This window comes from Pedobacter ginsenosidimutans (genome assembly GCF_001442625.1).
GTDB classification, from domain to species: Bacteria; Bacteroidota; Bacteroidia; order Sphingobacteriales; family Sphingobacteriaceae; genus Pedobacter; species Pedobacter ginsenosidimutans.
Map to the genome: position 1 here is coordinate 86,734 of NZ_LMZQ01000028.1, position 25,735 is coordinate 112,468.

At 39.5% G+C, this 25,735-nt stretch carries 19 protein-coding genes; 10 read left to right on the plus strand and 9 right to left on the minus strand.

The genetic code is table 11. The annotated features are described in order from the left end of the window. The first annotated feature begins 66 nt into the window (after nucleotides 1-66). From ASU31_RS22095 to araA, 3 genes are all read left to right on the plus strand, one after another. A complete protein-coding gene (locus tag ASU31_RS22095; protein WP_057934431.1) occupies nucleotides 67-1,767 on the plus strand; it encodes a ribulokinase in 1,701 nt (566 codons plus the stop codon). Continuing rightward, a complete protein-coding gene (locus tag ASU31_RS22100) occupies nucleotides 1,764-2,465 on the plus strand; it encodes an L-ribulose-5-phosphate 4-epimerase (RefSeq protein ID WP_057934432.1) in 702 nt (233 codons plus the stop codon). The genes ASU31_RS22095 and ASU31_RS22100 overlap by 4 nt, the downstream gene beginning before the upstream one ends. 253 nt (nucleotides 2,466-2,718) lie before the next feature. After that, nucleotides 2,719-4,209, plus strand: coding sequence for an L-arabinose isomerase (gene araA / locus ASU31_RS22105; RefSeq protein ID WP_057934433.1), 1,491 nt, complete (start codon nucleotides 2,719-2,721; stop codon nucleotides 4,207-4,209). Nucleotides 4,210-4,644: 435 nt separating this feature from the next. Here the strand turns inward: araA and ASU31_RS22110 are convergent, their stop codons facing one another. From ASU31_RS22110 to ASU31_RS22120, 3 genes are all read right to left on the minus strand, one after another. Then, on the minus strand, nucleotides 4,645-5,664 hold the full coding sequence (locus tag ASU31_RS22110; RefSeq protein WP_057934434.1) for a zinc-binding alcohol dehydrogenase family protein: 1,020 nt from the start codon (nucleotides 5,662-5,664) through the stop codon (nucleotides 4,645-4,647). An 87-nt stretch (nucleotides 5,665-5,751) separates the two neighbouring features. Next, nucleotides 5,752-6,540, minus strand: a complete 789-nt coding sequence (locus tag ASU31_RS22115; RefSeq protein ID WP_057934435.1) for an SDR family oxidoreductase — start codon at nucleotides 6,538-6,540, stop codon at nucleotides 5,752-5,754. A 106-nt stretch (nucleotides 6,541-6,646) separates the two neighbouring features. Continuing rightward, a complete protein-coding gene (locus ASU31_RS22120; RefSeq protein ID WP_245224585.1) occupies nucleotides 6,647-8,803 on the minus strand; it encodes a DUF5703 domain-containing protein in 2,157 nt (718 codons plus the stop codon). Here ASU31_RS22120 and ASU31_RS27960 point away from each other — a divergent pair. Beyond that, a complete protein-coding gene (locus ASU31_RS27960; protein WP_245224586.1) occupies nucleotides 8,802-9,185 on the plus strand; it encodes a hypothetical protein in 384 nt (127 codons plus the stop codon). The genes ASU31_RS22120 and ASU31_RS27960 overlap by 2 nt on opposite strands. Here the strand turns inward: ASU31_RS27960 and ASU31_RS22125 are convergent. From ASU31_RS22125 to ASU31_RS22150, 6 genes are all read right to left on the minus strand, one after another. After that, on the minus strand, nucleotides 9,156-10,583 hold the full coding sequence (locus ASU31_RS22125) for a sialate O-acetylesterase (RefSeq protein ID WP_157258201.1): 1,428 nt from the start codon (nucleotides 10,581-10,583) through the stop codon (nucleotides 9,156-9,158). The genes ASU31_RS27960 and ASU31_RS22125 overlap by 30 nt on opposite strands. Nucleotides 10,584-10,738: 155 nt before the next feature. Further along, nucleotides 10,739-12,802, minus strand: a complete 2,064-nt coding sequence (locus tag ASU31_RS22130) for an aceric acid hydrolase (protein WP_209435033.1) — start codon at nucleotides 12,800-12,802, stop codon at nucleotides 10,739-10,741. A 45-nt stretch (nucleotides 12,803-12,847) separates the two neighbouring features. After that, the gene (locus tag ASU31_RS22135) at nucleotides 12,848-13,438 is read right to left on the minus strand and encodes a hypothetical protein (protein ID WP_057934436.1); all 591 of its coding nucleotides are present in this window, start codon (nucleotides 13,436-13,438) and stop codon (nucleotides 12,848-12,850) included. Between the two features lie 24 nt (nucleotides 13,439-13,462). Beyond that, nucleotides 13,463-16,882 (minus strand): glycosyl hydrolase, encoded by a 3,420-nt coding sequence (locus tag ASU31_RS22140; RefSeq protein ID WP_057934437.1) that lies wholly within the window; start codon nucleotides 16,880-16,882, stop codon nucleotides 13,463-13,465. 119 nt (nucleotides 16,883-17,001) lie between these two features. Further along, on the minus strand, nucleotides 17,002-18,303 hold the full coding sequence (fucP, locus tag ASU31_RS22145) for an L-fucose:H+ symporter permease (RefSeq protein ID WP_057934438.1): 1,302 nt from the start codon (nucleotides 18,301-18,303) through the stop codon (nucleotides 17,002-17,004). Between the two features lie 104 nt (nucleotides 18,304-18,407). Continuing rightward, on the minus strand, nucleotides 18,408-19,463 hold the full coding sequence (locus ASU31_RS22150; RefSeq protein ID WP_057934439.1) for an FAD:protein FMN transferase: 1,056 nt from the start codon (nucleotides 19,461-19,463) through the stop codon (nucleotides 18,408-18,410). 281 nt (nucleotides 19,464-19,744) lie between these two features. On the opposite strand from ASU31_RS22150, the gene ASU31_RS22155 reads away from it, so the two are divergent. From ASU31_RS22155 to ASU31_RS22180, 6 genes are all read left to right on the plus strand, one after another. Then, on the plus strand, nucleotides 19,745-20,890 hold the full coding sequence (locus tag ASU31_RS22155; RefSeq protein WP_057934440.1) for a methionine aminotransferase: 1,146 nt from the start codon (nucleotides 19,745-19,747) through the stop codon (nucleotides 20,888-20,890). A 20-nt stretch (nucleotides 20,891-20,910) separates the two neighbouring features. Further along, a complete protein-coding gene (locus ASU31_RS22160) occupies nucleotides 20,911-21,714 on the plus strand; it encodes an amidohydrolase (protein ID WP_209435034.1) in 804 nt (267 codons plus the stop codon). Nucleotides 21,715-21,785: 71 nt separating this feature from the next. Further along, nucleotides 21,786-22,820, plus strand: a complete 1,035-nt coding sequence (locus tag ASU31_RS22165; RefSeq protein ID WP_057934441.1) for a glycosylasparaginase — start codon at nucleotides 21,786-21,788, stop codon at nucleotides 22,818-22,820. A 42-nt stretch (nucleotides 22,821-22,862) separates the two neighbouring features. Further along, nucleotides 22,863-23,741 (plus strand): YegJ family protein, encoded by an 879-nt coding sequence (locus ASU31_RS22170; protein ID WP_057934442.1) that lies wholly within the window; start codon nucleotides 22,863-22,865, stop codon nucleotides 23,739-23,741. A gap of 19 nt (nucleotides 23,742-23,760) precedes the next feature. After that, nucleotides 23,761-24,519, plus strand: a complete 759-nt coding sequence (locus tag ASU31_RS22175) for a copper homeostasis protein CutC (protein WP_057934443.1) — start codon at nucleotides 23,761-23,763, stop codon at nucleotides 24,517-24,519. Nucleotides 24,520-25,045: 526 nt separating this feature from the next. After that, on the plus strand, nucleotides 25,046-25,573 hold the full coding sequence (locus tag ASU31_RS22180; protein WP_057934444.1) for a hypothetical protein: 528 nt from the start codon (nucleotides 25,046-25,048) through the stop codon (nucleotides 25,571-25,573). Nucleotides 25,574-25,735 lie beyond the last annotated feature (162 nt).

The window sequence follows — 25,735 nt, forward strand, 5'->3', positions numbered from 1 at the left end:
ATTAAAAAAGCAATAAAATTTTTTAATTCAAAAAAATAAACGTTAATTAGACATTTATTTATTGTTATGAGCACAGCAAACTATGTAATTGGAGTGGATTACGGGACAGATTCTGTCCGGTCAGTTCTAGTCGATACCGCAAACGGAAAGGAAATAGCATCGTCTGTTTTTCTTTATCCAAGATGGCAGAAAGGTTTATATTGTAAACCGGCTGTTAATCAGTTCCGCCAGCATCCGTTAGATTATATTGAAGGTTTAACACACACTATAAAAGATTGTTTAACAAAAGCAGGTGGTGCCGATATAGCGCATCTGGTAAAGGGAATTTCGGTTGATACAACCGGATCAAGTCCGGTGGCTGTTGATGCAACGGGTACTCCCCTTGCCCTGACCAAAGGTTTTGAAGAAAATCCAAATGCCATGTTTGTGCTTTGGAAAGACCATACATCAGTTAAAGAAGCTGCAGAAATTAATGAACACGCTACTAAATTTAGTACCAATTACCTTAAATATGTAGGCGGCATTTATTCATCAGAATGGTTCTGGTCTAAATTATTACACATATTAAGGGTTGATTCGACTATTAAAAAAGGCGCGGCATCATGGGTAGAACATTGCGACTGGGTTCCGTTTTTACTTTGTGGTGGAAACGACATTACCACAATGAAACGCAGCCGTTGTGCCGCCGGGCATAAAGCACTTTGGGCAGAAGAGTTTAACGGCTTACCTCCTGAAGATTTCTTTAGCAGTCTCGATCCGCTTTTAGCAGGCTTTAGAGATAAATTATTCACCGATACCTATACTTCTGATGTTTCTGCTGGAACATTGAGCGAAGAATGGGCGACTAAACTTGGCTTAAGCACAGATGTGGTAGTTGGTGTTGGTGCATTTGATGCACACATGGGTGCGGTTGGCGGACAGATTGAGCCATACTACCTGAGTAAAGTAATGGGTACAAGTACCTGCGATATCTTGGTTGCACCCAATCAGGATTTACATGGAAAATTGATTAATGGGATCTGTGGACAGGTTAATGGCTCGGTAATTCCGGGTATGGCAGGTTTAGAGGCCGGACAATCTGCTTTCGGTGATGTTTATGCCTGGTTCAAAAATTTAATCAGCTGGCCATTAAACCATTTACTTACTGAATCTGATGTAATTGATGAAGCTACAGCTACTGCATTAAAGGCAGAGCTCGAAGGAAAAATAATCGCCAATTTAAGCAAGCAGGCTGATGCTTTACCAGAGGGCGACTACGCCGAACTGGCTATAGATTGGTTGAACGGCCGTAGAACACCAGATGCAAATCAGGAACTTAAAGGTGCCATAACGGGTTTAGGTTTAGGAACCGATGCACCACGGTTTTTCCGTGCCTTAGCTGCTGCTACCTGTTTTGGTGCAAAAGCTATTGTAGATCGTTTTAAAGAACAGGGCGTTCCGGTAAAAGGAATTATCGGTATTGGTGGCGTAGCAAAAAAATCGGCTTATATTATGCAAATGATGGCGGATGTATTGGAAATGCCCATTAGAATCCATCGTTTTGAGCATACCTGTGCATTAGGTGCGGCGATGTTCGCTGCCGTAGCAGCAGGTGTTTATCCAAATATCGAAGCAGCAATGGCGGCCATGGGAACAGGCTTTGAGAAAGAATATAAGCCAAATATTAAAAAACAAAAACTTTACCGCCAGCATTACCAACAATATTTGGGGCTAGGCAGGTACCTGGAAAAATACAATAAAAAAGATGTAAAACCTTATTTATCATGAGCAACTATCAAGATATAAAAGAGCAGGCTTACCTGGCCAACATGCAGTTGCCCAAATTAGGGCTGGTACTTTTTACCTTCGGCAATGTGAGTGCTGCAGATCGATCAAAAGGTGTTTTTGCCATTAAACCAAGCGGTGTACCTTACGAAGATTTGTCGCCGGAGAAAATGGTGATTGTAGATTTTGAAGGAAATACTGTTGAAGGGAGTTTACGTCCCTCGTCGGATACTAAAACCCATGCTGTTTTATATAAACACTGGGCAGAAATTGGCGGGATTGTACATACACATTCTACTTATGGCACAGCCTGGGCACAGGCGCAAAGGGCAATTCCAATTTTCGGAACTACCCATGCAGACCATTTAACGGTAGATATTCCTTGTGCTCCACCAATGGCTGATGAAATGATCAAAGGGAATTATGAGTACGAAACTGGTTTTCAGATCATGAACCATTTTGAAAGTTTGGGTTTAAGCTATAAAGAAGTCGAGATGATTTTGGTGGGTAACCACGCTCCTTTTACCTGGGGAAAAACAGCCGGGAAAGCCGTTTATAACAGTGCGGTTTTAGAAACTGTGGCACAAATGGCTTTGTTAACCGAACAGATCAATCCGCAGGCACCAAAACTAAAAGATTCGTTGATAGAGAAACATTACGAGCGTAAACATGGTGATGGTGCTTATTATGGACAGAAGTGAGTTTAGCTGGGGGTCTTGAGTTTGTTTGCATAAATTAAGGGTTTTGGAAAGCAAGTACAGTGGTGCTTAGGAAAAGAAAGCCCCGCCATTCGCTATAGCTCCGATAGAAAAAATCGGAGGCTGCCGCTGCTGTCGGGTTTAAGTTATTAAGGTTTACCTAAGTAATCGACCATGGAGGGAGTAGTAAACCTCACAGGTTTTAAAAACCTGTGAGGTTTGAATAGAATATAAATTAAAAATAACATAAATAGTAATGATTGATTTAAAAAAATTACAAGTTTGGTTTATTACAGGTACGCAACATTTGTACGGTGAAGAAACCTTAAAACAAGTAGCGGAGCACGCGCAACAAGTGGCCGATTCGTTAAACCAGAACGGAAGTATTTCTGTTTCGGTAGTGTACAAGCCGATTGTAAAAACAACCGAAGAGATTTTTGAAACCCTACAACAAGCCAATATTGATGAGAACTGTATCGGCGTAATTACCTGGATGCATACCTTCTCTCCTGCTAAAATGTGGATCAGGGGCTTAAATGTTTTGCAGAAACCATTATTGCACTTACATACGCAGTTTAATCGCGATATTCCATGGAATACCATTGATATGGATTTCATGAACCTGAATCAAAGTGCACACGGCGACCGTGAATTTGGTTTTATGGTTTCGCGCATGCGTAAAGACCGTAAGGTAGTTGTTGGTCATTGGCAGGATGAAGAAGTAGCTAAACAGATTGATACCTGGTGTAGGGCTGCTGCCGGATGGCACGATTGGCAAGGTGCTAAATTCGCCCGTTTTGGCGATAATATGCGTTATGTGGCCGTTACCGATGGCGATAAGGTAGAAGCTGAAATGAAATTTGGTTTCGCGGTAAACACCTATGGTATAGGTGATTTAGCAGCGGTAATTAATGGAATAAGTGAGGCGTCTATTCAAACGTTATTAAAAGAATATGAAGAGACTTACGAGATGGCTGCTGATTTAAAAGTTGGTGGTGCAAGGCATTCATCTGTTTACGAAGCGGCTAAAATCGAACTGGGTTTAAGAAAATTCCTGGAAGACGGAGGTTTTAAAGGTTTCTCTGATACTTTTGAGGATCTACATGGTATGATCCAGTTACCAGGGATTGCAGCACAACGTTTAATGGCCGATGGTTATGGCTTTGCGGGTGAAGGCGACTGGAAAACAGCAGCTTTGGTACGTGCCTGTAAAGTAATGGGTGCTGGTTTAGCTGGTGGAAATGCATTTATGGAAGATTATACTTATCACTTCGATCCGGCAAATTCGATGGTTTTAGGCTCACACATGCTTGAGGTTGATGCTTCATTGGCAAGTGGTAAAGCGAGTTTAGAGGTTCACCCACTGGGTATTGGCGGCAAAGCAGATCCTGCGCGTTTGGTTTTTAACGTTGCTGGTGGCGATGCTTTAAATGCATCTTTAATAGATATGGGCAACCGTTTCCGTTTATTGGTGAACGAAGTAAAAGCTGTTGAAGCTGAACATGATTTACCAAACTTACCGGTAGCCCGAGTATTGTGGAAACCACTACCTGATATGAAAACGGGTTGTGCAGCATGGATTTATGCTGGTGGTGCCCACCATACCGCTTATAGCCAGAATTTAACTACCGAACATTTATTAGATTTTGCGAATATTGCCGGCTTAGAATATGTAAATATCGGTGCCGATACCAAAATCAATCAATTCAGGAATGAATTGCATTGGAATGAGGTTTTTTATAAATAATTTCAATAAGGCATTCACAATGCAAAAAGCCGATAATCTTATGGTTACCGGCTTTTTTATGCGATCGTAATCCTTTGATCGTCTTCCTGAACCCGATAGCTATCGGGTTGTTTCAGGATCTTTTAGGAACACTAAGCAGGATAGGTACTGAAACAAGTATCATTGAAAGATTTCAATAAAAAAATCGTCATCCGATAGCTATCGGATGCGAGGAGGAACGACGAAGCAATCTTTCTTGCAACTAATCTTGGCTAAAAAGATTGCTTTCCCGAAGGTCGGGACAGGCTGTCGGCTTAAAAGCCTTCTCGCATCCGATAGCTATCGGAATACGATAATTGAGTAGATTTAGTTCAGGATCTTTTAGTAGGACTATTGTATGTAATAGATGCTGAAATAAATTCAGCATGACGCCCAAGGTAAAAGTATGGCTAAAGTTTAATTTCCCATACTAACCATCGCTTTAATCACCCCATTCTTTGGATCTAACCAGCTTTCAAATTCATCTTTTACTTCCTCAAATTTAACCTGATGCGTAATATAGTTGGTAGGATTAACCAAACCCGCTTTCATCGATTTGATTACATGTTCAAAATCTTCAATTGTGGCATTTCTACTGCTCATTAATGTCGATTCACGCTTGTGAAACTCAGGGTGGTTAAAAATTAAATCTCCTTTTTGCAAGCCGATTAAAACGAATCTTGCTCCATGTGCCATATAGTTTATAGCGTTGTTAATGGCCTTCTGATTACCTGTAGCATCGATTACAACTGTTGGCATATCGCCATTGGTAATATCGCTCAATTGCTGCACTACATCAGGCTGAATTGCATTAACTACATGGGCAACCTTTAATTTATCTTTACAGAAAGCCAGGCGGTCTTCGTTAATATCTAAAGCGATTACATTGGCCCCGGCAATTCTGGCGAATTCCATTGTGCCCAAACCAATTGGCCCTGCACCAATAACAAGAACAAATTCTCCAGGCTGAACATCTGCCCTGCGAACACCATGTGCACCGATAGCTAAAGGTTCAACTAAAGCGAGTTCATCATAACTCAAGCTCTCGCCATGTAAAAGTGTTCTGGATGGAACCTGTAAATATTCGCGCATACCACCATCAACATGTACACCGCAAACCTGCATTTTAACACAGCAGTTTGGTTTGCTCATTCGGCAGGCAATACATTCGCCACAATTAAAATAGGGAATAAAAGTAACAGCCTCTCCTATTTTGAAACCATCGGTTCCATCAGCCTCAACCAATTCGCCAGATAACTCGTGACCTAAAACTCTTGGGTAATTAAAGAAAGGTTGTGTGCCCTCAAAGGCATGTAAATCGGTTCCACAGATACCGATTCTTTTAATTTTTATAATGGCATGGTCTTTTTTAAGCTCAGGTTTTTCTGTTTCTGAATATTCGAAAGTTCCAGGTGTTGTACAGGTAAGGGTTTTCATTTTAAATTTATTTATTGTCAGTCTGAGCCCGTCGAAGACCATCAATAGTCCTTCGACAGGCTCAGGATGACATAATCTCGTAATTATTTAAGCGTTCGCCAAAGCTCTGTCTAAATGAACGTAACCACCATCAACATGGATAATCTGTCCGGTGGTATGACTTGATTTGTTAGACATTAAAAAGGCTGTCATGTTTGCAATTTCTTCTGCGGTTGTCATTCTATTTTCCAATGGAATTTTTGAAGTGATCTCTTTTAGTTTTTCTTCCGCATTATCCAAAGTCTCTATCCAGGTTTCGTAAGCAGGTGTCCAGCATTCGGCAACCACAACTGCATTTACACGAATGCCATATTTTAATAATTCAACAGCCCACTCGCGCGTTAATGCATTTCTACCACCATTTGCGGCAGCATAGGCCGAGGTATTCCCCTGTCCGGTTTCAGCCGTTTTTGAAGTGATGTTCACAATTGCACCTTTGCTTTTAATTAACTCGGGCAAGGCATGGTGTGCCATCAGGTAATAATGCACTACATTTTTATGTAATGAAGCCATAAAGTCTTTATAATTTCCACTTTCTAAGCCTACCCCATCATTAACACCCGCATTATTGACTAAACCATCTATCCGGCCAAATTTAGCCACGATTTCTTTAACTACTTTTTCGCAATCATCCGGATTGGAAAGTTCGGCAACAAATTGTTCTGCCTGTTTGCCTTGTGCAACAATTTCATCAACTACTTTTTGGTTATCTGCTGCTTTTCTACCTACGATTACGGCAATTGCATTTTCTTTAGCAAATACTTCTGCAATGCTTCTACCAATGCCTTTTGCAGCGCCGGTAATGATAATAACTTTTTCTTTTAATTGTAAATCCATTTTTTACTAATTTTATATTGATCGTCACCCTGAATTCATTTCAGGGTCTTTTTTAGCTAGATGCTGAAATAAATTCAGCATGACGAAGTGACTAAACCTTAGCCTATTATTTAATCATATTAATTATATCCGCTTTTCTTGATTCCGGCAATACTTTTAAATCTATTAATTTCCCATCTTTTAAAGTGCCTTCAACGGTGGTTTGGTAAGGTGCATATAGTTTGAAATGTACATCCCATTCTTTAGGCCATGCAGGGTAAAGATAAATCTTTTTTCCGTCTACCTGCATCAGCATTTCCTGTAAACCGATCATACCGGAGCCGCCCCAATTATGGTCCGGTGCCCAGTCGAAGCCAGGTCCCCAGAATGCGGTGAATCTCCTCCCTGAGTCTTTTAACTTTGTGGTGGTTAATTTTGCAGCATCTTCTGTTAAACCTAATCTTGCTGCAAAAATATTGTCCTGTTTCCAGCCGATATAACTGCGGAATTTCAATACATCAGTGTCGTATTTGAAGGTATTGATGGCGGTATCTAAACCAGGTTTACCAATTCCATAAATTCCCCAGGGATAAACAGAATACAACTGTGGGCTTTCGGTATTGTTAATGCGCTCCCAAAGTTTTGCAGGAGCAATTGTTGCGCGATCTCCGAACGTTCTAAAACTGATAGGTGGAATGGTTTTTTGCATGGTTTTCCATTCTGATTTTTGCTTTTCAGATAAATTGGGATGCTCCAGAAGTCGTTCTAAAACGGTTTTTAACGCCGCAATGGTTGAGGTGGCGTTATAGGCCATTTTGTAGGTTTCAGCACCAGACCCAGGATACAAAACCAAATGTCCATCGGCATCTAAAGCTTTTGCTCCGCGTTGTTTGGCTAAATAAGTGTAGTGTTCTTTGAAAAAGGTAAGTGAACTTTCAATCAAGGGAAGATATTTTTCAATGTTATTGCCATTATACCTTTCTGTTTCCAAAATCATCATACAAAACTCTAAAACGGTATCCCATTCATACTCTAACCAGGCATTGTATTCCATGCCTTTGTTAAAATCGGCAGGACGTTTCCAGCCATATTCTGCTGGATTTGGTAATCCAAAATTTTCCAATTGCTCCGTAAAACTGGCGCCATTATGTCCCCAGGCAGCTTCCGTTCTGGTTTCAGCATTTTTTAACAAATCCAGATAGAAATCGAACTGGGGTTTCATCATTTCAAAATCGCCGCTTTTTAACATCGGCCAATAAACTAAACGTTGGTTTTGTGCGGTGTGCGTGCCACCACCCCAATTCCTGAAATCGGGTGTATATTTCAGCGCCGTATCAGTAAGTTGCGGATCGAAGGTAAATAAACCGCCATTAAATTTCGTGGGGTATTTGCCAAAGGCATTGCAGCCCAACATATACCTGAATAACTGATAATTTTTAGCCGATTGATTGGCTGATTCATCTTTCGAATTGATGTAGATGAAACTCTTTTCAAAGTAATCATTCCACCATTTTATACTGGATTTATGATTGTTATTGATTTTTAATGAAGTTAACTGTTTTTCCCAATCAGAAATTGATTCAGTTTTAACTGTATGTAAAGCAATAGTAATATGGCTTGAACGCGAAGGTTTTTTACTTTTCAAGGTCCAGGCTTTAAAAGGTGTACTTAAATAGATACCTTCATCATTCCCTGCCGGAAGCAGGTTATCTCCATGCATTGAGCCGCCAAAAATCAGGTTTTTTAGCGGATTGAACAATTCGGCCTTTCTATCATCGAGACCTTGCTGTTTCACTGTAATATCGAATACAGTTTCGGGTTTATTTTGATGGTAAAATTGAACGGTATTGTTTTTAAAAGAAATTTCATCTTTAAGGGTTTTTACAATGCCCTGGGGCGCCCATTTATACGAATTTTGGTTGTTCTCTTTGCCTTTTGTAATGCGGTCTTCAAAGCGCCAGCTTTCGTAACTGGCCTCTGTTATGGTATTTTGGCTGGATTTAATGTCTAAATGGATAACCGGATTAAAAACATCTACCCAAACGTTGATTTTTGTACTTAATTTACCATTTGAGCCTGAGATCTGGGCATAACCATCTTTTAAGATCAGTTCTTGTTTAAATGATTGCCCCTGGAAAGGGTTTGGGGATAATTTGAGTTTTACACGACCAAGTTTAAGCAAGGTATTATTCTCGTCGAAGGTGCCGCTTTTGGATAGATAGAGGTAAACATTACCATTTTCTACCCAGAGGTTAAGGCCGATATCGCCGCCACCTACAGGCATGGAGGCTGATGAATTAAGGCTTTGGGTATTCCAAACCACGTTATATGAGGCTTTTTCCTGTGAAAAAACATTTGAGGTGAGGAAACACAAAGACAAGGAGAACACCAGGGAAAGCTTGAGGTTTTTTGACCATGTAAGATATATAAGGGCATTAAAGCCAATAAGCCATATACTTAGTGTGCTTTGTACCTTTGTGGTTAATGTTTTTTGGCGTGTGGTATTTGACCACCTAAGGCAGCTGAGGGCACCTGAGGCATGGTTTGAAAATTCGAGCCATATAAGGCATATCAGAACATTTAAGTTCCTAAATAAAATACTTAGTGGCTTCGTGGTTAAATTCATTTTAAAATTACTAATTCTCCCAATCATCGGTGCGGAATGAGGAAACAGGTAATCCGTCGTTCCCAAATAAATCGCCGGTTACAAAATCTTTAAAGGCATAGCGAACAGCCACCGGTACTTTAACCTGCTCTGCGGAAACGGTGATGCTACTTCCTGTTATAGCGGCTTTCGCGGGATAAAATTTATGGTCTGCTGCTGCTACTTCAAATAAGGCCAAATCTTTGCCAAATGAAGTTAAGCCATTTGTTACATTTTGGAACTTGATAACCGCTTTATTTTTATCGATGTTCAAAGATTCATAGTTAGGACTTAATGCACCAAAACCTTTTATACCATAAGTTTGAGATAAGGCCAGGTAAGCCAAACGTGTTCCACCCTGTTTTTTGTTTGCGGGATGAATTGATTTTTCCTCACCAATATCCATTAAAACTGCCATCCCTGAATTTGGAATTTTAGTTAGGGATTTACGTTGTGCATCCCGTAAAAAGGCCGAGTTAAACTTGCCGCCAACATGATAAGGTGGCAATTGGGCATAGTTGTAGGGCGCAATCTGAGCATAATAGAAAGGAAAATCACCATTATCCCAATTTTTTCTCCAGGAAGAAACCATCGCAGGGAATAAATCTTCGTAGCGGTCTGGACGTTCATAATTCGATTCGCCCTGATACCAGATGGCGCCTTTTATGCCATAACCGATTACAGGATAAAGCATGCCATTGTATAAAGTTGTGGGCGTTCTGCTTACTTCTTTTATGCTGTCGGTTTTTGAAGGAATTTTAACCTCAGGGAATGCTTTTAAATCCTCGGGCGACATCCAGGCTTCAATTGTAGAACCGCCGTAACTATCGTTGATGATCCCGATGGGAACATTTAACATCTCGCTTAATAAGGAGCCAAAGTAATAAGCGGTTGCGCTAAAATTGGCAACGGTTTCAGGGGCAGCTGATTTCCATTGAGACGCTTTGCTGTTTTCTTGTCGTTCTGTGATGGAAGAACGCGGAACAGTATAAAGCCTGATGTTTTTATTGGTAGATTTTAGAATGGCCTCATTTGAACCAATTATCGGCTGACTTTTAAAGCCTTTCATAGGCATTTCCATGTTCGATTGGCCACCACAGAACCAAACTTCACCAATTAAAATGTCGGTCAGGACAAGTTTTTCACCATCGTTTAATTCAATATGATATGGCCCCCCGGCTGAAGGGGTAGCAATTTTTATTTTCCATTTACCAGCCTGATCAGTAATAACGGTATAGTGCTGTTTGTTCCAGGAGGTATTGATTTTTACCTTGGCAGCGGGTTTGGCCCAGCCCCATATGGCAACATTGCTTTGTTGTTGTAACACCATGTGATCGGTAAAAATCGATGCAGGCTTTACCGTGGCTGATGCAATGAGGCAACAAGTGAGGTTTAAGAATATAAAGAGTTTTAGTTTCATTGTTTTTATTAAATATTTGCTCAATAAGTGGCTATTGTAATAGTTATCGTCATTTCGAGCGGACCCGATAGCTATCGGGTGCAACGTAGTCGAGAAATCTATTATAGATCTCTCCGTTTCGCTGTGCTTCAGTCGAGATGACGATTAAAGTGACCTTATCTATTCACCGGCAGCCATACTGACATTTCTGAATGGCCGCGGTTTCCCCAGGCAAAGTATGGCACCAGTTTAATTTCTGTTGTTGTATTTTTATCTTCAATGGGCCTGTACAACACATTTTTCCAGTTGTTTGTCGTTACCATTTTTGCATTTCCTACCAAACTCATCATTGCAGCGCCATCAATGTTAATGGGTTTGACCTCAAATTTAGTTGAAGCCGGAATAAAAGCATTAAAAATACTTTTACCAGGTAAATCTGTCGATTCCAGGCAGTAAACAATTGGTCCGCGTTTTACCGCTACCTGATTCCTGTTTTCTTCAACCAAGGGATTGGCTTCAATCAAAGTGGCATCCATAGGGAGATTTAATTCAATTACATCACCTTTTTTCCAAACGCGGCTGATTTCTGCATAAGTTCCGGAAATGGCTTTAACATTTTCAGTTTTTCCATTGATTGTGATCTGTGCATCATGTGTCCACGACGGGATTCTCAAAAATAATGAATAAGCTTTATTCCCTATTTCCTTAATGCTGATTTTGATCTTCCCATCCCAGGGATAATTGGTTTCCTGGGATAAAGAAATTTTCTGACCATTAGTTAATGTTGTATTTAGGTTATTACCGCCATACAAATTGAACCACAATCCTTTATCTGAAGTACTGTAGGCATAATCACTAACTTCTGCAATGGTTCTGACTACGTTTGGCGGGCAGCAATTGGATAATGCAATATAAGGCACCCTATCTTTCGACCAGCGTTGTTTAAACGGTAAATCGTCCGATTGCGCCAAAGGATTGGTGTATAAAAAGTTTTTTCCATCCAAACTAATTCCAGACAGAACGCTATTGTGTAAAGCCAGTTCCATTACATCAGCATATTTTGCATCGCCTGTAATCTGCAACATACGCCAGTTCCAAAGTACGTTACCAATGTTGGCGCAGGTTTCGTTATGTGCAGTAAAATTGGGCAATTGAAAATCGCGGCCAAAAGCCTGGTGAATTTTCTGCACATCGGCCGGATTATAGGATGTGCCATCGGGCGAAGTACCGTCGTAAAGTGAACCGCAACCTCCTGTAATGTACATTTTGTGCTGATTGACATCATCCCACATTAAATTTAAAGTATTTAATAGCGAATCTTTACCTGTTTCGGCATATAAATCAGCCACACCGGCATAAAGGTAGTTGGCACGAACGGCATGGCCCATGGCTTTCGTTTGTTGTAGAAAAGGAATGCGATCCTGGTTATCATCTGTTCCATCATCAATTTTACCTTTGATGGCGATTAAATGCTGCGCCAGTTCTAAATACCGGGGATCTTTTGTGGTGCGGTACATTTCTACAACGCCCATGTAATGCGATGGACATATCGCATTTCTTGCTAATGTTGGCGAAGCAGATTTGTAGAAATTATACAGATAATCTGTTGCTTTTTTAGCAATGTTAAGCAAAGTAGTTTTTCCGGTTGCACGGTAATGGATGCAGCCAGCCGTCATTAAATGGCCTATATTGTATGATTCGAAGCTCAACCGATCCTGAAACTGGTTTTTAGAGCCTGTTTTGCGCTGCTCAATCATTGCTTTGGTATAAATGTAACCATCGTTGCGTTGTGATTTACCGATTACCACAATGGCTTTATCCATCATTTCATTCAGCTTTGGATTTTTGGTTGAAGCATATAAAACAGCTACAGCCTCCAACGTTTTGTAATAATCGCCATCATGGAAAGACGGACCAGCATGCGAACCCGTATCTAAACCTGCTGCAATTTTGAAATTTTCAAAAGCGTGACTGATCTTGGGATCGTTATAAATGGCCCACATATTGGGTACCATAGTTTCGGTAGCCACCTTAAAGCGGTCGGCCCAAAATCCTGTTGTCCAGCTTACATCCGTCATATTGATGCTGTGCAATTTCGCATAAGGCGAATTTGACGTATTAACCAAAGCCCTGTCTTGTGCTTTAGCGCTTAACGTTAGAAAAAGCGCTGTGCAAATAATTACCTGAAGTCGTAAAGTCTGCAGGAGAAAATTTTCGGTTATATGAGGTAGCTTTTTCATTATTTTTTAGTTTTTAACCAGGAAATGTTTCTGATTTTAATGTTATTAATCTAATTTATTACCAAGAGTCCTTAGGTTCTGAAGCGTAGGTAATGGCCTGATCATCATTTTCTTTGTATTTTTCTTTAGGATTTTTGCGGAACCTAATAACGTTGTTGTTTCAGTTCTCACTCCTGTTAAAAGATCAAATACAGTCTCGGTTGTTGCATTTTGCCCATCATAAACTACGCTAGAGACTTTAATCAACTGAAAAGTTCCATTTTTGTAGATGAATTTATACTCAAAGCGAACATCATTTTTTTCGGTGTTCATTAATAAAAATCCGTTTTCAATAAAAAAATAAGGGATTTGATTTTTAGCATGTACACCGTTTACATATTTGGGTTCAATTACATCAGTTGAAGAGAAAACCATTTTAAATTTCTTATTTGGCTGTAATAAAAATATTTGTAACCTTAATGGGACCGTTGTATCGATCGTATCCATCGTAATTACGGTTTTGTCGATCAAACCATCTTTATTTAAATCGCCCTTTTCTAACCTGATCTGTACATTAAAATTATCCTTCACCTTCTTTTGTTGAGCGTAAACAATAGTTTGGGTAAAAGCCAGAATTAACACAATTATTTTTTTCATTTATTTTGAAATATTAAATTCCGATTACTCTTCCACTTGTATCACCACTGGCCCTAATAATCCTGCAGGATTTAAAGGTTTGCCTTCCAATCGGAAAGGTGCAGTTGTTTTGGTCATTCTTTTATTTTCCGGCAATTTGCTATCGCCTATTAAACGGTTAGCCCAGGTATTTGTCACTTCAATGGTAATTTGGTTCTCGCCTTTTTTAATGGCTTTACTAATTTCTAAACGGTACGGAGCAGTCCACAAAGTACCGCAGTTTATTCCATTGATTTTTACTTCGGCAATACTGGAGAATTCGCCTAAATCAAGCCAGATTTTATCTTTAAGCTCTCCGTTAAAGTTGAAGGTTTTGGTATAAACTGCAGTTCCTGAATAATATTTAACCAAGCTATCGGCATTTAATGTCCAATCGGTTAAGTCGTTAAAAATGACAGGTTTTGAAGGGCCAGCATAAGCCGTATCGAATTTCGCTTGCCAGGTTTTGGAAATATCCTGAATGGTTTTGAAGCTTAACCAGTTGTTACCACTATTAAATTGAGTTTTAGGAGTTTCCTTTTCGAAGAGAAAAAATAAACTTTGATTAGGAGCGATTTTATAAGTAAAGACCGTTCGCTCCCCTTCATTAGACCAATTATTAATGTCAGTTAACTTATCGGAAACAGCATCATAAACTTGTGGTATTTTATGGGTTACACGAAATGAAAACCTAAAATTTCTTTCTTTAGCCTCTTGATTGGAAATAAAATAGATATCCTTTTTATCAGTTTTCCTGTGAGTATAAGCGACTTTTTTTGCATAAGTAATTGGCTTACTGTTCGGGTTAGTTTCCGTTGCATAAAGATCTGGTTCAATTCCTACAAGTTTAAAATTATCGGCTTTAAAAGGAGCTTTAAACAGATTGCCTTTATCCATTACTTTCGTTAAAACAGGATGATTATCATTATTTATCTCATGAAAATTATTCTTCCAGATTTCATCCACTGCAGAGTTAAATGCAGACTTACTAACTTTCTGTAAACCAATTTGATATAAAGGTTTGTCTGCTACAATCACATTAGCTCCCGCTATGATTAATTTAAATATTTTTTTTACAGTTGTATAACTCATATACTGATAATTCGGGTTCATTTTCATGGTACCCGGTATTACCAAAACTTTATAAGATGCCCCACTTTCGAAAACAACATTACCGTCTTTTACAGTAGCCGTACTCAACACATCGGGATTAAAACTATCGTAAGCATACCCACGTAATGGGTTTACCCAATTTTCTGGATCGGCCATATTTGCAGAATGGGTAACACCAGCCGGAATCTGCCTCAACGGCTCTCCAACATTTGCGAGGCGTTTCTTTTCAGCTTCCACTACATCTGCACCAAAAATACCGGGCAAGGTTTCTATTAGCCTATCTGGTAAAACAGAACGGCGTGGTAATTCTTCACCCGTAAAAACGGCGACATCTACAACAGGTTTTCCTTGCTGTAACAAGCTTTGCGTTCTTTCTGCATAATCTATCCATGCTTTACCAGCCTTCCACCAGGTTTGGTCGCGTTGGAAATACAGGCCAACACCATCTAAGGTCATTCCGGGTTTCCGATCTGTCCAGGGATTATGTGTAAAAACGTGATACACCAATTTATTGATCCCTAAAGCATAATTACGGTCCTGTAAAGTTTTCATATTGGCCGGACTTTCGTTCCAGTCCATTCTAACGGTGGTAAAAGCCTCGGCCTGGATGATGTTTTTACCATAAATATGTGCTCCAGAAATGGCATCCAACATATCATTTGGTTTGTCATGCGTAGGGCTATTTAACCAAAATTCGCCCATGGGCACATCAACCGTTTTGTAATGCATCAATCCATCACTCATCATGGTAGGTGCAATGCTTTCAGCCGTAAAAGTTACGCCCTGATCCTTTGCCAGTTTAGCCAGCGTTTTATAAAACTGATCGACAACCAATTCTGAAATCGTTTTTCTAACATCGTAAAGGAAACTTTCGGACACGGATACATTCTCTACAGGCAATCCGGTCATGATCGGTAAATAAGGTGTTAAATCGTAACCTCTTCGCTTTAAAAATTCTGCTTTAAATACCGGCGACCAATTCTGGCTTCCGCATTCCCAACTATCTACATGGAAAATGCTTAATACTTTTTTCGCTATTTCCGGCCCACCATGTTTTAAAGCTTCACCATACCAATTCTCGAACTGTAATTTTACCGCTTCCGGATTAAATTTGTCGCATTCTAAGCCCTTTCCACCGCCGCCTGTTGCATTGGTATGCCCTGTTGAAGTATGACCGATCCGTAAAATTGTCCAGTTTCCTTTTGGCGCTGTCCAGTTTAAGGTTCCATCCGGGTTTAATTTACCCGTTAGGTTAATGATCTTATTCAAGGGCACACAAAGGTTTTTGGCAATTTCTGCTTCAGTGCTTCTCTTACTGATCCGCCAAACTGAACCATTTTTGCCTTCGAACTGATTGAGCCGTGCTTCGGAAGATAATTCGAGATTCACGAGCTTTAATGATGGCTTCCATTTGGCTGCATCTAAATCCTCTGAACCTGGATCGGATCCCTTTTTATCATAAATAAACCTGAAAAACTTAGCGGTGGTAGGTACAATGGAATGGGTAACATCTTCATCGGTATCCTGCCAGCCATGACGGGGCGCTTCCAATCTCCTTATAGATCGGAAATTTTTTCCATCATCACTTACCTCGATAGCCAAACGTTGTGCCTGATAGTTATTTCCGCTTACTTTAATGGTCACCGTTCTGCAGGTGAAAGGTTTTTCAAATTCGTATTGAATATAACATGGCTCATTTGAACCGAAGTTTTTTTTATTCCCTGGTTGCACTAAACCTGCGGCATCGGCACCATTGCTGGTTGTAATTTTCGGAATAACGGTTCGTGTTGAAATGCTTTCACCAATTGGTGAAGGGTAAGCGTAAACGGCAATATCTTTATAATAATTTTCTTTTGATTCTGGTTGAGGTAAAATGATCTTAGTAGCTGTATTACTGATATTTATTTTAGACCAAACTACTTTCTGCATCGAAAATTCAGGCTTTATCCATGGGCCACCTGCTAAAGCAAAACCATCACTCACATGCATACCTAGTTTCAGATCTAACCGTTTGGCCTCACTCATGGCAAATTCAACCATTTGCCACCATTCGGGTGTAAGTTGAACTGCGGGGGTCGAATAAACAGGTATTTTATCTGGCCCTTGGATGCTCATTAAATAAGCACCTGCAATACCATTCGATTTCATGGCTTCAAGATCGGCTGTAATGCCTGCTTTTGAAACCGCACCTTTTACCCAATACCAAAATACCCAAGGTTTTGCACTTTCGTTCTGTTGTGCACCGGCAATTGATGCAAAGCAAAAGCAAAACAACAGAATGAATATTAAAATCTTGCTAAACCTAAATCTCATTTTTTTATTTTCTTGTAAATACCAAAGGTGGCTTTCAACCTGCGAAACAATCTTTATTCGAGAATAGATTGCCACGTCGTTCCTCCCCGCATCCGATAGCTATCAGATGACGTTAAATTTTATTTGTGTGCGATTTTATAGCCTCTTAATCCGAAATAAAGAACGAATACAAAACAAATCAATGGGATGCTATAGCCGATCTGGATATTATCTCCATACATATCGATTAAACTTCCCATGCCGAATGGCAAAATTGCCCCACCTACAATCGACATAATCAACCAAGAAGAACCTGGTTTTGTATCGTCGCCGATTCCATCAATTCCTAATGCAAAAATGGTTGGAAACATAATTGACATAAAGAATCCGATAGCACCCAAAGCATAAACCACATAAGACCCTTTACCTAAAATGGCAATTAAACACAAGATTATTGATATCAAGGCATAAATCGCAAGCAATTTATTTGAAGATATGAACTGTAAGAGCGCCGTTCCAGCGAAGCGGCCGGCAGTAAATAAAAATCCATAAACAACCAAATATGATGCAGCTGTTTTTTCATCAAAGCCACCGCCCTGTTGTGCCATTCTAATAAAAAAACTGGTTACGCAAACCTGTGCACCTACATAGAAAAACTGAGCAATGACAGCCCACCTAAGGTGTTTATGGCGTAGTGAGCCAAAAAAACTCCCTTTAGCCTCACCATCTATACTTTTTGTTTTGATTTCGGGAAGATGGATGAAGTAAAAGATTAGTGCAATTACCAATAAAACAATTCCTAAGGAGATGTAAGGCGTTTTAACCGATGCAGCCTCTTCTAAGAAATAACTGTTTCTACCGGCCTCCGTCATGGCGGCCAATTCTTCCTTAGTATGCGATTTACCCGATAGGATAAACAATCCACCAATCATTGGTGCCACCATAGCAGCCAGTCCGTTGAAAGATGCAGCCAGGTTTAATCTACTTGTTGCTTTCGCAGGATCACCCAATACAGCAGCATAAGGATTAGCAGAAGTTTCGAGCATGGTTAAACCACAGCCAATAATGAAAAGCGCAATTAAAAATGTAATGTATGATAAGTTATTGGCTGCAGGAACAAATAAAAATGCACCAAACGCAAAGGTCAACAAACCAGAGATCATAGTTGCTTTATAACCCCACTTTTTCAAAATCATTCCGGCAGGAATAGCCATTAAAAAATAGGCAAAGAAAACAGAAGTATCAATCAGTGTAGACTGTTTGTTATTGAGGTTACATGCTTTCTTTAGGTGCGGAATTAAGATTGAATCGAGGTTATGTGCCATTCCCCAAAGGAAAAACAAGCTGATTACGAGTATAAACGGTAATAAATACTTTTTTCCTGATGACGGATCGCCCTCAGTTACAATTTCTGGTTGTGTGCTTATTGGTTCATTAGTCATTGGTTCATTGGTTTAGTTCTATAGTTGATTGGTTCATTTGTCATTTGTCATTGGTTCATTAGTCATTTGTTCATTGGTGTTAATTATGTCTGGTAAGACTGTCGCTATAGGCGCCCAGACCAATGAACTGTTGACGATTGAACTAATGAACCTTTTTCACCACCAAAATATGGTCGCAAACAAGTACAACTTCTCCGTGTTGGTTGATGATTTCTACATGCTCGGTTACGGTACCATATTCTGGTCTTTGTCAATGCCTCGATCTCGGCAACAGAAAGCACATTAAAAGAAGTAGCTAAAGCCCCTGCTTCACTGGCGTCAGGACCAATAACCGTTGCACTGATTATTGCTGAAGCAGGCTTTCCGGTACGTGGATCCACAATATGTGAATACCATTTTCCATTTACGTTAAAACCTCTGCGGTAATTACCGCTGGTTGCCACGGCCATATTCGACACTTTGATTGTTGTTAACGCGGCATCGTTTTCGGCATCAGCTTTAGGGTTTGCTATTTCGATAGCTTCTGGCTGGTTTCCTTTAATTACTATATCGCCACCAATATTTACAACCACGTTTTCAATTCCAGGACTTTGAACAGCTTTCTCAGCAGCTTTATTAATGATATAACTTTTTGCAAAAGAATTTAATGCCAATGGCGCATCATCCAAACGGGTAACTGTTTTATCCCGTTCATTTAAGATGTAATGTTTTTGCTTAACCAAAGTAACTGCATGCGCTAATGCTTCAGCGGATGGTAAACGGTTTTCGGCAGCTGCTTTTTTCCATACATCACCTATTACTTTAGCTGATGCATCAAGCGCGCCATTGGTTAACACTTTATAATTTTCGAACTGCTTTAAAACCTCAAATAATTCTGACGAAACTTTAGTGGTTTGTTTACCATTGCTCATCCATCTACTAAACTCGCTGTTCGCCTTATAAGCACTTAAAATATCATCCAGCCTATCGATTTCGTTTAATGCACGCACTTCGGCTAAATCTGCATCGGCCTGGTTAACTGTTTTAAATTTTAATTCTAATGATGTACCCAATACATTTTCGTAGTTGGAAACAAATGTTCTTAAAGCTCTTTCCGGACTAACGAATGCAGATGCAGTTATCACTAGTAAAAAGGCAGCGGTTAAGTGTTTAAACTTCATATTTAATGGATAATTGAGATTTTAATTGCAAAGAAAGGGGTTTATCTGGAATAATTTTAAATAAGCAGAAATATATTTGAAATAATACAAAATTCCTTGGTCTAAAATCCGTTCATAACCACACTTTTAACGTGCTGCTTATTGACGTTAATTTAGTGCGAGGGTTTAATGATCATGAAAAAGTTTTAATCATGCACAATTGCAATCGCCCGACCGAGTAGCGGGGCTTTTGGCACGGGTTTTTACGCTTTAAGCTTTTTTTTCCTATTTTCGCTTATAAGATGCTTAATATACAATCTAAACTTCCTGGCGTAAGTACCACCATTTTTTCGGTGATGAGTAAACTTGCCGCAGAACACAATGCCATTAATCTTTCTCAGGGATTTCCTGATTATGCCTGCGATCCAAAATTAATTGAATTGGTAAATAAAGCCATGCAAGATGGTTTTAATCAATATGCACCAATGCCTGGATCTACTTTTTTAAAAGAAACCATTGCAGAGAAAGTAGAAAAATTATATAACATAAAGTATAATCCTGAAACAGAAATTACAGTTACAGCAGGTGGAACGCAAGCTATTTTTACAGCATTGGCCGCCATTATCAATGCAGGTGATGAAGTTATCATTTTCGAGCCAGCCTACGATAGTTACGCACCTACCATTAAACTTTTAGGAGGCCTGGTTAAAACCTACGAGCTTGCCCCGCCGAATTATGCCATTGACTGGGATATGGTTAAGAAATTATTTACGGCCAAAACCAGAATGATCATCTTAAATACACCACAAAATCCAACAGGTAGTATTTTATCATCGGATGATATGAAATCGCTTATTAAACTGATTACAGGTACGGATATTTTAATCCTGAGCGACGAAGTTTATGAACATCTGATTTACGATGAACAAAAGCACCAAAGTGTTATGCTTTATCCTGAATTAAAGCAAAGAAGTTTCATTGTAGCCTCGTTCGGTAAGCTCTTACATGCTACCGGCTGGAAACTTGGATATTGTTTAGCACCAGAGAAATTAACCAAAGAATTTAGGAAGGTACACCAATTTAATGTTTTCAGCGTTAATAGTGCCATGCAGCAAGCCATTGCCGATTATATTAAAGAACCTAAAAATTACACTGAAATAGGCACATTCTTTCAACAGAAAAGAGATTATTTTAGAAACCTATTGGCCGAAAGCCGTTTTAAACTTTTGCCTTGCAACGGTTCGTATTTCCAATGTGCAAGCTACAGCAGCATCAGCGATGAAAAAGACACCGATTTTAGCATGAGACTGATCAAGGAGTTTGGCGTGGCTACCATTCCGGTTTCTGCATTTTACCAAAAAGCTACCGATCATAAAATTATCAGGTTCTGCTTTGCTAAAGAAAACGCTACACTTGCCTTAGCGGCCGAGAAATTAAAAAACGTTTAACCAGACTAAACCCACATACAATGGAAACACCTGTTTACACTCAAATAGAAAACCTGAAAGTGACTGTCTTTCAGGCCTATCTTTTTTGGGAAAACATTGAGAAAAACCTTTTGAATCTGGCACTTAGATTATCGATGGGTGTAAGGGAGAAAACTGATATTATTATTTTACCCGAAATGTTTAACACAGGTTTTAGCATGAATTCTGAAGCCTTAGCCGAAGAAATGGGTGGAAAAACGATGCAGTGGATGCAAAAAATGGCACATCAATACAACTGCGTAGTTACAGGAAGCATCATAATAAAAGAAAACAACCAATTTTTTAACCGTTTGATCTGGATGGAACCAGATGGCAAAAACCAGCATTACGACAAACGCCATCTGTTTGGCATGGGCGATGAAGATCAGCATTTTAGTCCTGGTAAAGAAAAACTTATTGTAGAACTTAAAGGCTGGAAAATCAGATTGGCCATTTGTTACGATTTGCGTTTTCCGGTTTGGTTACGCAATGTAGATCAGGAATACGATATCTTACTTTTAGTTGCCAACTGGCCTGATAAACGATCGGCACATTGGAAAGCATTGATTCCGGCCAGGGCAATAGAAAACCAAAGTTATGTTATTGCCGTAAACCGCGTTGGGCATGACGGAAACCAGATTTACCACAGCGGATTATCCATGTGCTTAGATCCTTACGGTAATACTGTTTATTATAAACCAGAAGACGAAGATTTATATACATTCAGTATCAATTACGAAGAACTGGTTAAAATCAGAAGACAGTTCCCGTTTTTAAAGGATGCAGATCGGTTTACTATTAGTTAAATTAATACCCAATATTCAAGCTAGCGATCGATCAATTAAACGATTAACCATTACAAACAATAACCACACACATGTTTAACCGCCGCAAATTTATAAAAGCATCTGCCCTATCGGCCGGGTTGCTGGCCATTGATAAAAATAGTATTGCTAATGTAATTCCGCATGAAGAAACAAAAGCAGAAAATTTCCCGATTGTGATTTCCACCTGGGATTTTGGAATTGCGGCTAATGCTGATGCATGGAAGGTATTATCAACTGGCGGACGGGCTTTAGATGCCGTAGAACAAGGCGTTTGGGTACCGGAGGCTGATGAAAACAACCAATCTGTTGGATATGGAGGTTTACCAGACCGTGATGGCCACGTTACCCTGGATGCCTGTATTATGGACGAACTCGGTAATTGCGGCGCCGTTTTAGCGCTCGAACATATTAAACACCCCATCTCGGTTGCACGTAAAGTGATGGAAAAAACACCACATGTGATGTTGGCGGGTGATGGTGCTTTACAGTTTGCGTTAGAGCAGGGTTTTAAAAAAGAAAACTTGCTTACCCCTGCAAGTGAAAAAGCTTGGAAAGAATGGTTAAAAACGGCGAAATATGCACCTGTAATGAACATCGAAAATAAGCTCTACCAGAAAGCTGCGCCACAAAAACTTCCTGGAAACCAATATAATCACGATACCATTGGCATGCTCGCAATTGATGCTAAAGGAAATATTTCTGGCGCCTGTACAACCAGTGGCATGGCCTATAAATTACATGGAAGGATTGGGGATAGCCCAATTATAGGCGCTGGCCTTTATGTAGACAATGAAGTTGGTGGTGCAACCTCAACCGGCGTAGGTGAAGAGGTAGTAAGAAATGTTGGATCTTTTTTAGTGGTAGAATTAATGCGCCAGGGTTATACCCCCGAAGCCGCCTGCAAAGAAGCGGTAATGCGTATCATTAAAAAGAAGCCCGAAACTGCCAAAAACATACAGGTAGGATTTTTAGCCATCAACAAAAAAGGCGAATATGGTGCCTATGCCATTCAGAAGGGTTTTAGTTACGCGGTTTGCAATGCAGAAAAACAAGATCTTTTAATTAAAGGCAAAAGCTATTATTAATATGTTGAATTTTCCCAACGATTAACAAAAATGAAACGGTAAATGGGATTATTATCTAAAATTTTCGGAAAGAAAAATGTTGCCGAACGCGAGGGTGAGCCAGATATGGTTTATGTGCCGAGTGAAGATGAACGGATGAACTGGGCGATCGAAAAAGCCAATTTAACCCTTTGGTATTTCGAACAAAGTTTAAAAAATCAACAACCTTACCAGAACTATTTTTCGATTAAAGTGCTTATTACAGATGGTGATGAAGGCGAACATATTTGGTTAACAGATCCACATTTTGATGATGAAGGAAACTTATTTGGTACCGTTGGAAACGAACCGGTAAATATTCGTTCCGTAAAATTTAATCAAAAAATCGGCATAAAGCGCGATTTGATCTCAGACTGGATGATTATTGAAAACGGCAGGTTAATTGGCGGTTATACCATACGGGCCATTAGGGATGGCGTTGCAGAAAAAGAGAAGGCGGCATTTGATAACAGTATAGATTTATATATTGATGAAGGCGTTGATCATTTCAAAGCCAATCTCGAAACACCAGAAGGTGCGATTCTGGCGATCGAAAAAGCCTACAAGAATAAAGATATTGATGCTGCAATAGCCTGTAAGGATTTTTTTGAAGAAGCTAAATCTTTACTTTCTGTGATGAAAATGGAGATAGATCAGAATATTATCAACGAAACCGCTGAAGTGCTTAAACTATCTTTCATCAATAATATTGAGGAACATGGCTTCCCTGATTTTTCTACTGTCCAAAATGCTTTTCCGGAACGTAAAAAAGTTGACGAAACGCATTGGGTAATTACAGAAGTATGCTGGTATCCAGATGGCGGAAAATCGGTGCAGTTGCTTAACACCTACAAATCGCCAAAAGGATGGGTGGTTTTAGGACCAGCGGGTCCGCAGGAATAACATAAATTAACTTAATATAATGAGTAAAGTGGCAATTGGTTGCTTAGAAGTATGTGCTAATTCTTATCAATCGGCACTAGCTGCCCAGAATGGTGGAGCGAAAAGAGTGGAGTTTTGCGATAACCTGGCAGAAGGTGGTACCACACCGAGTTATGCTCAAATTGCTTTGGCTAAGAAAAACCTATCCATCGAAATTTGGCCAATTATCCGTCCGCGCGGAGGCGATTTTTTGTATTCTGAAATCGAGTTCGAGTTAATGAAAGAAGATATAAAAATCTGCAGATCATTAAATTGCGAAGGTATAGTTACCGGAATACTTAAGGCAGATGGCACTATCGATAAAGAAAGGTGCGCTGAACTGATTGAGTTAGCTAAACCTATGGAGGTGGCATTCCACAGGGCATTTGATATGAGTAACGATATGGATCAGGCATTGGAAGATTTAATCGCACTCAATATAAAAAGGGTGCTTACCTCTGGGGGTGCATCTTCTGCAATTCAGGGGACAGAAAAACTAGCACAGCTTGTAAAAAAGGCCAATGGCCGGATTACCATCATGCCTGGCGCAGGTATAAATGAAAACAACATTAAAAACCTCATTGATCAAACAGGTGCCACGCAATTTCATGCTTCAGCAAAGGAATTTGTGCCAAGTAAAATGGAATTCAGAAACACGGAAACCAAAATGGGCAGTATTGAAGACGAATATCGATACGAACTCACCTCCGAAATAAAAGTGAAGGCTTTGGTAGATTGTATAAATAAGGCTCTTAATTAAGTTTGCCAAATAACTTTATAAATAGTCCTCATTTGTAACGAGGGCTGGCAAGATCTGCATTTGTAACGCGAAAGAGTAGTTTAATGGCGATAAAATCGCCTTTCTCCTCCATCCTCGTTGCAAACGAGGATGATATGCTAAAAATAATTTATAGTTAGCCGTGTAGGAAAGGATTGGTGATTTTTTATACAAGCCTCTGTTCTATAAACCCGGTAAAAGCGGCAGCCTCCGATCTTTTATCGGAGCTATAGCGAATAACGGGACTGCTGTTCCCGAAGCATTACTGAATGCCCATTTTCTAATAAAAAACCTAATCATAAGATACGTGTGTGTTTTTATTCGCATTATGCTATAAATTGTTAAAATCATTTTTAGCATCCAATACTTTGAGCTGAGTTCACATTTTATTATCTATTTTATTTAGTTGTTCCTATTTCAGTATGTAAACTCACGAACAAAAACTGTATATATTGAATTAATATTCAAGTAATTAGTTATATTTAATCAAACCAATAAACTAATTATCATGAAAAAATTATCATCTCTTATTATGACTACCTTACTTTTTGCAGCATGTGAAAATAAGGAAACTAAAACTACTGATATGGCAGCAGCTGCAGATAGTACCAAATACCCATATACCATTAAACAGGTGCAAAACTGGGAAATGAACCCCGATACAAAAAATGCAGTAACCGCAATGACCCTTATTAAAACATTCGAAAATTTAGATACAGCCAGTATGAGCAAGGTGCTTGCCGACAGTGTGGCCTTAGACCTGGATGGTTACAAATTTAAAGGGACAAAACCTCAGCTCCTGAAAGAATTACAGGGCGAATTCGACAAAATGAAGGGCTTTAAAATCGACATGCAAGATATGGAATCGGTTATAAACAAAGATAAAAGTGAAGAATGGGTAAGCCTGTGGTACAACCAGATTTCTACAACAAAGCAAGGAAAAACCGATACAGTAGCTTTGTTTAACGACATTAAATTGAAAAATGGAAAGGTTGTCAGATTATCAGAATATGTTCAGCATCCAATGAAGAAATAGCTTAAAAGAAGCTCTATCATAAATATAGATTGTCATCCTGAACCTGTCGAAGAACTAGATTAAACAGCCTTGGCAACGTGTTTCGACAAGCTCTCCGCAGGAGTCCTTTGGACAACATGACAAAACCTGAAGAGAAATTACTTTTATGATACAGCCTCTTTT

What these genes read in the sequence shown, in the direction of transcription:
- ASU31_RS27960 (WP_245224586.1), top strand. Translation starts at nt 8,802, where the DNA reads ATGGAGGCTGATGAATTAAGGCTTTGGGTATTCCAAACCACGTTATAT.
- ASU31_RS22125 (WP_157258201.1), bottom strand. Translation starts at nt 10,583, where the DNA reads ATGAAACTAAAACTCTTTATATTCTTAAACCTCACTTGTTGCCTCATT.
- ASU31_RS22180 (WP_057934444.1), top strand. Translation starts at nt 25,046, where the DNA reads ATGAAAAAATTATCATCTCTTATTATGACTACCTTACTTTTTGCAGCA.
- ASU31_RS22140 (WP_057934437.1), bottom strand. Translation starts at nt 16,882, where the DNA reads ATGAGATTTAGGTTTAGCAAGATTTTAATATTCATTCTGTTGTTTTGC.
- ASU31_RS22170 (WP_057934442.1), top strand. Translation starts at nt 22,863, where the DNA reads ATGGGATTATTATCTAAAATTTTCGGAAAGAAAAATGTTGCCGAACGC.
- ASU31_RS22100 (WP_057934432.1), top strand. Translation starts at nt 1,764, where the DNA reads ATGAGCAACTATCAAGATATAAAAGAGCAGGCTTACCTGGCCAACATG.
- ASU31_RS22110 (WP_057934434.1), bottom strand. Translation starts at nt 5,664, where the DNA reads ATGAAAACCCTTACCTGTACAACACCTGGAACTTTCGAATATTCAGAA.
- ASU31_RS22120 (WP_245224585.1), bottom strand. Translation starts at nt 8,803, where the DNA reads ATGCCTGTAGGTGGCGGCGATATCGGCCTTAACCTCTGGGTAGAAAAT.
- ASU31_RS22175 (WP_057934443.1), top strand. Translation starts at nt 23,761, where the DNA reads ATGAGTAAAGTGGCAATTGGTTGCTTAGAAGTATGTGCTAATTCTTAT.
- ASU31_RS22160 (WP_209435034.1), top strand. Translation starts at nt 20,911, where the DNA reads ATGGAAACACCTGTTTACACTCAAATAGAAAACCTGAAAGTGACTGTC.
- ASU31_RS22135 (WP_057934436.1), bottom strand. Translation starts at nt 13,438, where the DNA reads ATGAAAAAAATAATTGTGTTAATTCTGGCTTTTACCCAAACTATTGTT.
- ASU31_RS22130 (WP_209435033.1), bottom strand. Translation starts at nt 12,802, where the DNA reads ATGAAAAAGCTACCTCATATAACCGAAAATTTTCTCCTGCAGACTTTA.
- ASU31_RS22115 (WP_057934435.1), bottom strand. Translation starts at nt 6,540, where the DNA reads ATGGATTTACAATTAAAAGAAAAAGTTATTATCATTACCGGCGCTGCA.
- ASU31_RS22095 (WP_057934431.1), top strand. Translation starts at nt 67, where the DNA reads ATGAGCACAGCAAACTATGTAATTGGAGTGGATTACGGGACAGATTCT.
- fucP (WP_057934438.1), bottom strand. Translation starts at nt 18,303, where the DNA reads ATGACTAATGAACCAATAAGCACACAACCAGAAATTGTAACTGAGGGC.
- araA (WP_057934433.1), top strand. Translation starts at nt 2,719, where the DNA reads ATGATTGATTTAAAAAAATTACAAGTTTGGTTTATTACAGGTACGCAA.
- ASU31_RS22155 (WP_057934440.1), top strand. Translation starts at nt 19,745, where the DNA reads ATGCTTAATATACAATCTAAACTTCCTGGCGTAAGTACCACCATTTTT.
- ASU31_RS22165 (WP_057934441.1), top strand. Translation starts at nt 21,786, where the DNA reads ATGTTTAACCGCCGCAAATTTATAAAAGCATCTGCCCTATCGGCCGGG.
- ASU31_RS22150 (WP_057934439.1), bottom strand. Translation starts at nt 19,463, where the DNA reads ATGAAGTTTAAACACTTAACCGCTGCCTTTTTACTAGTGATAACTGCA.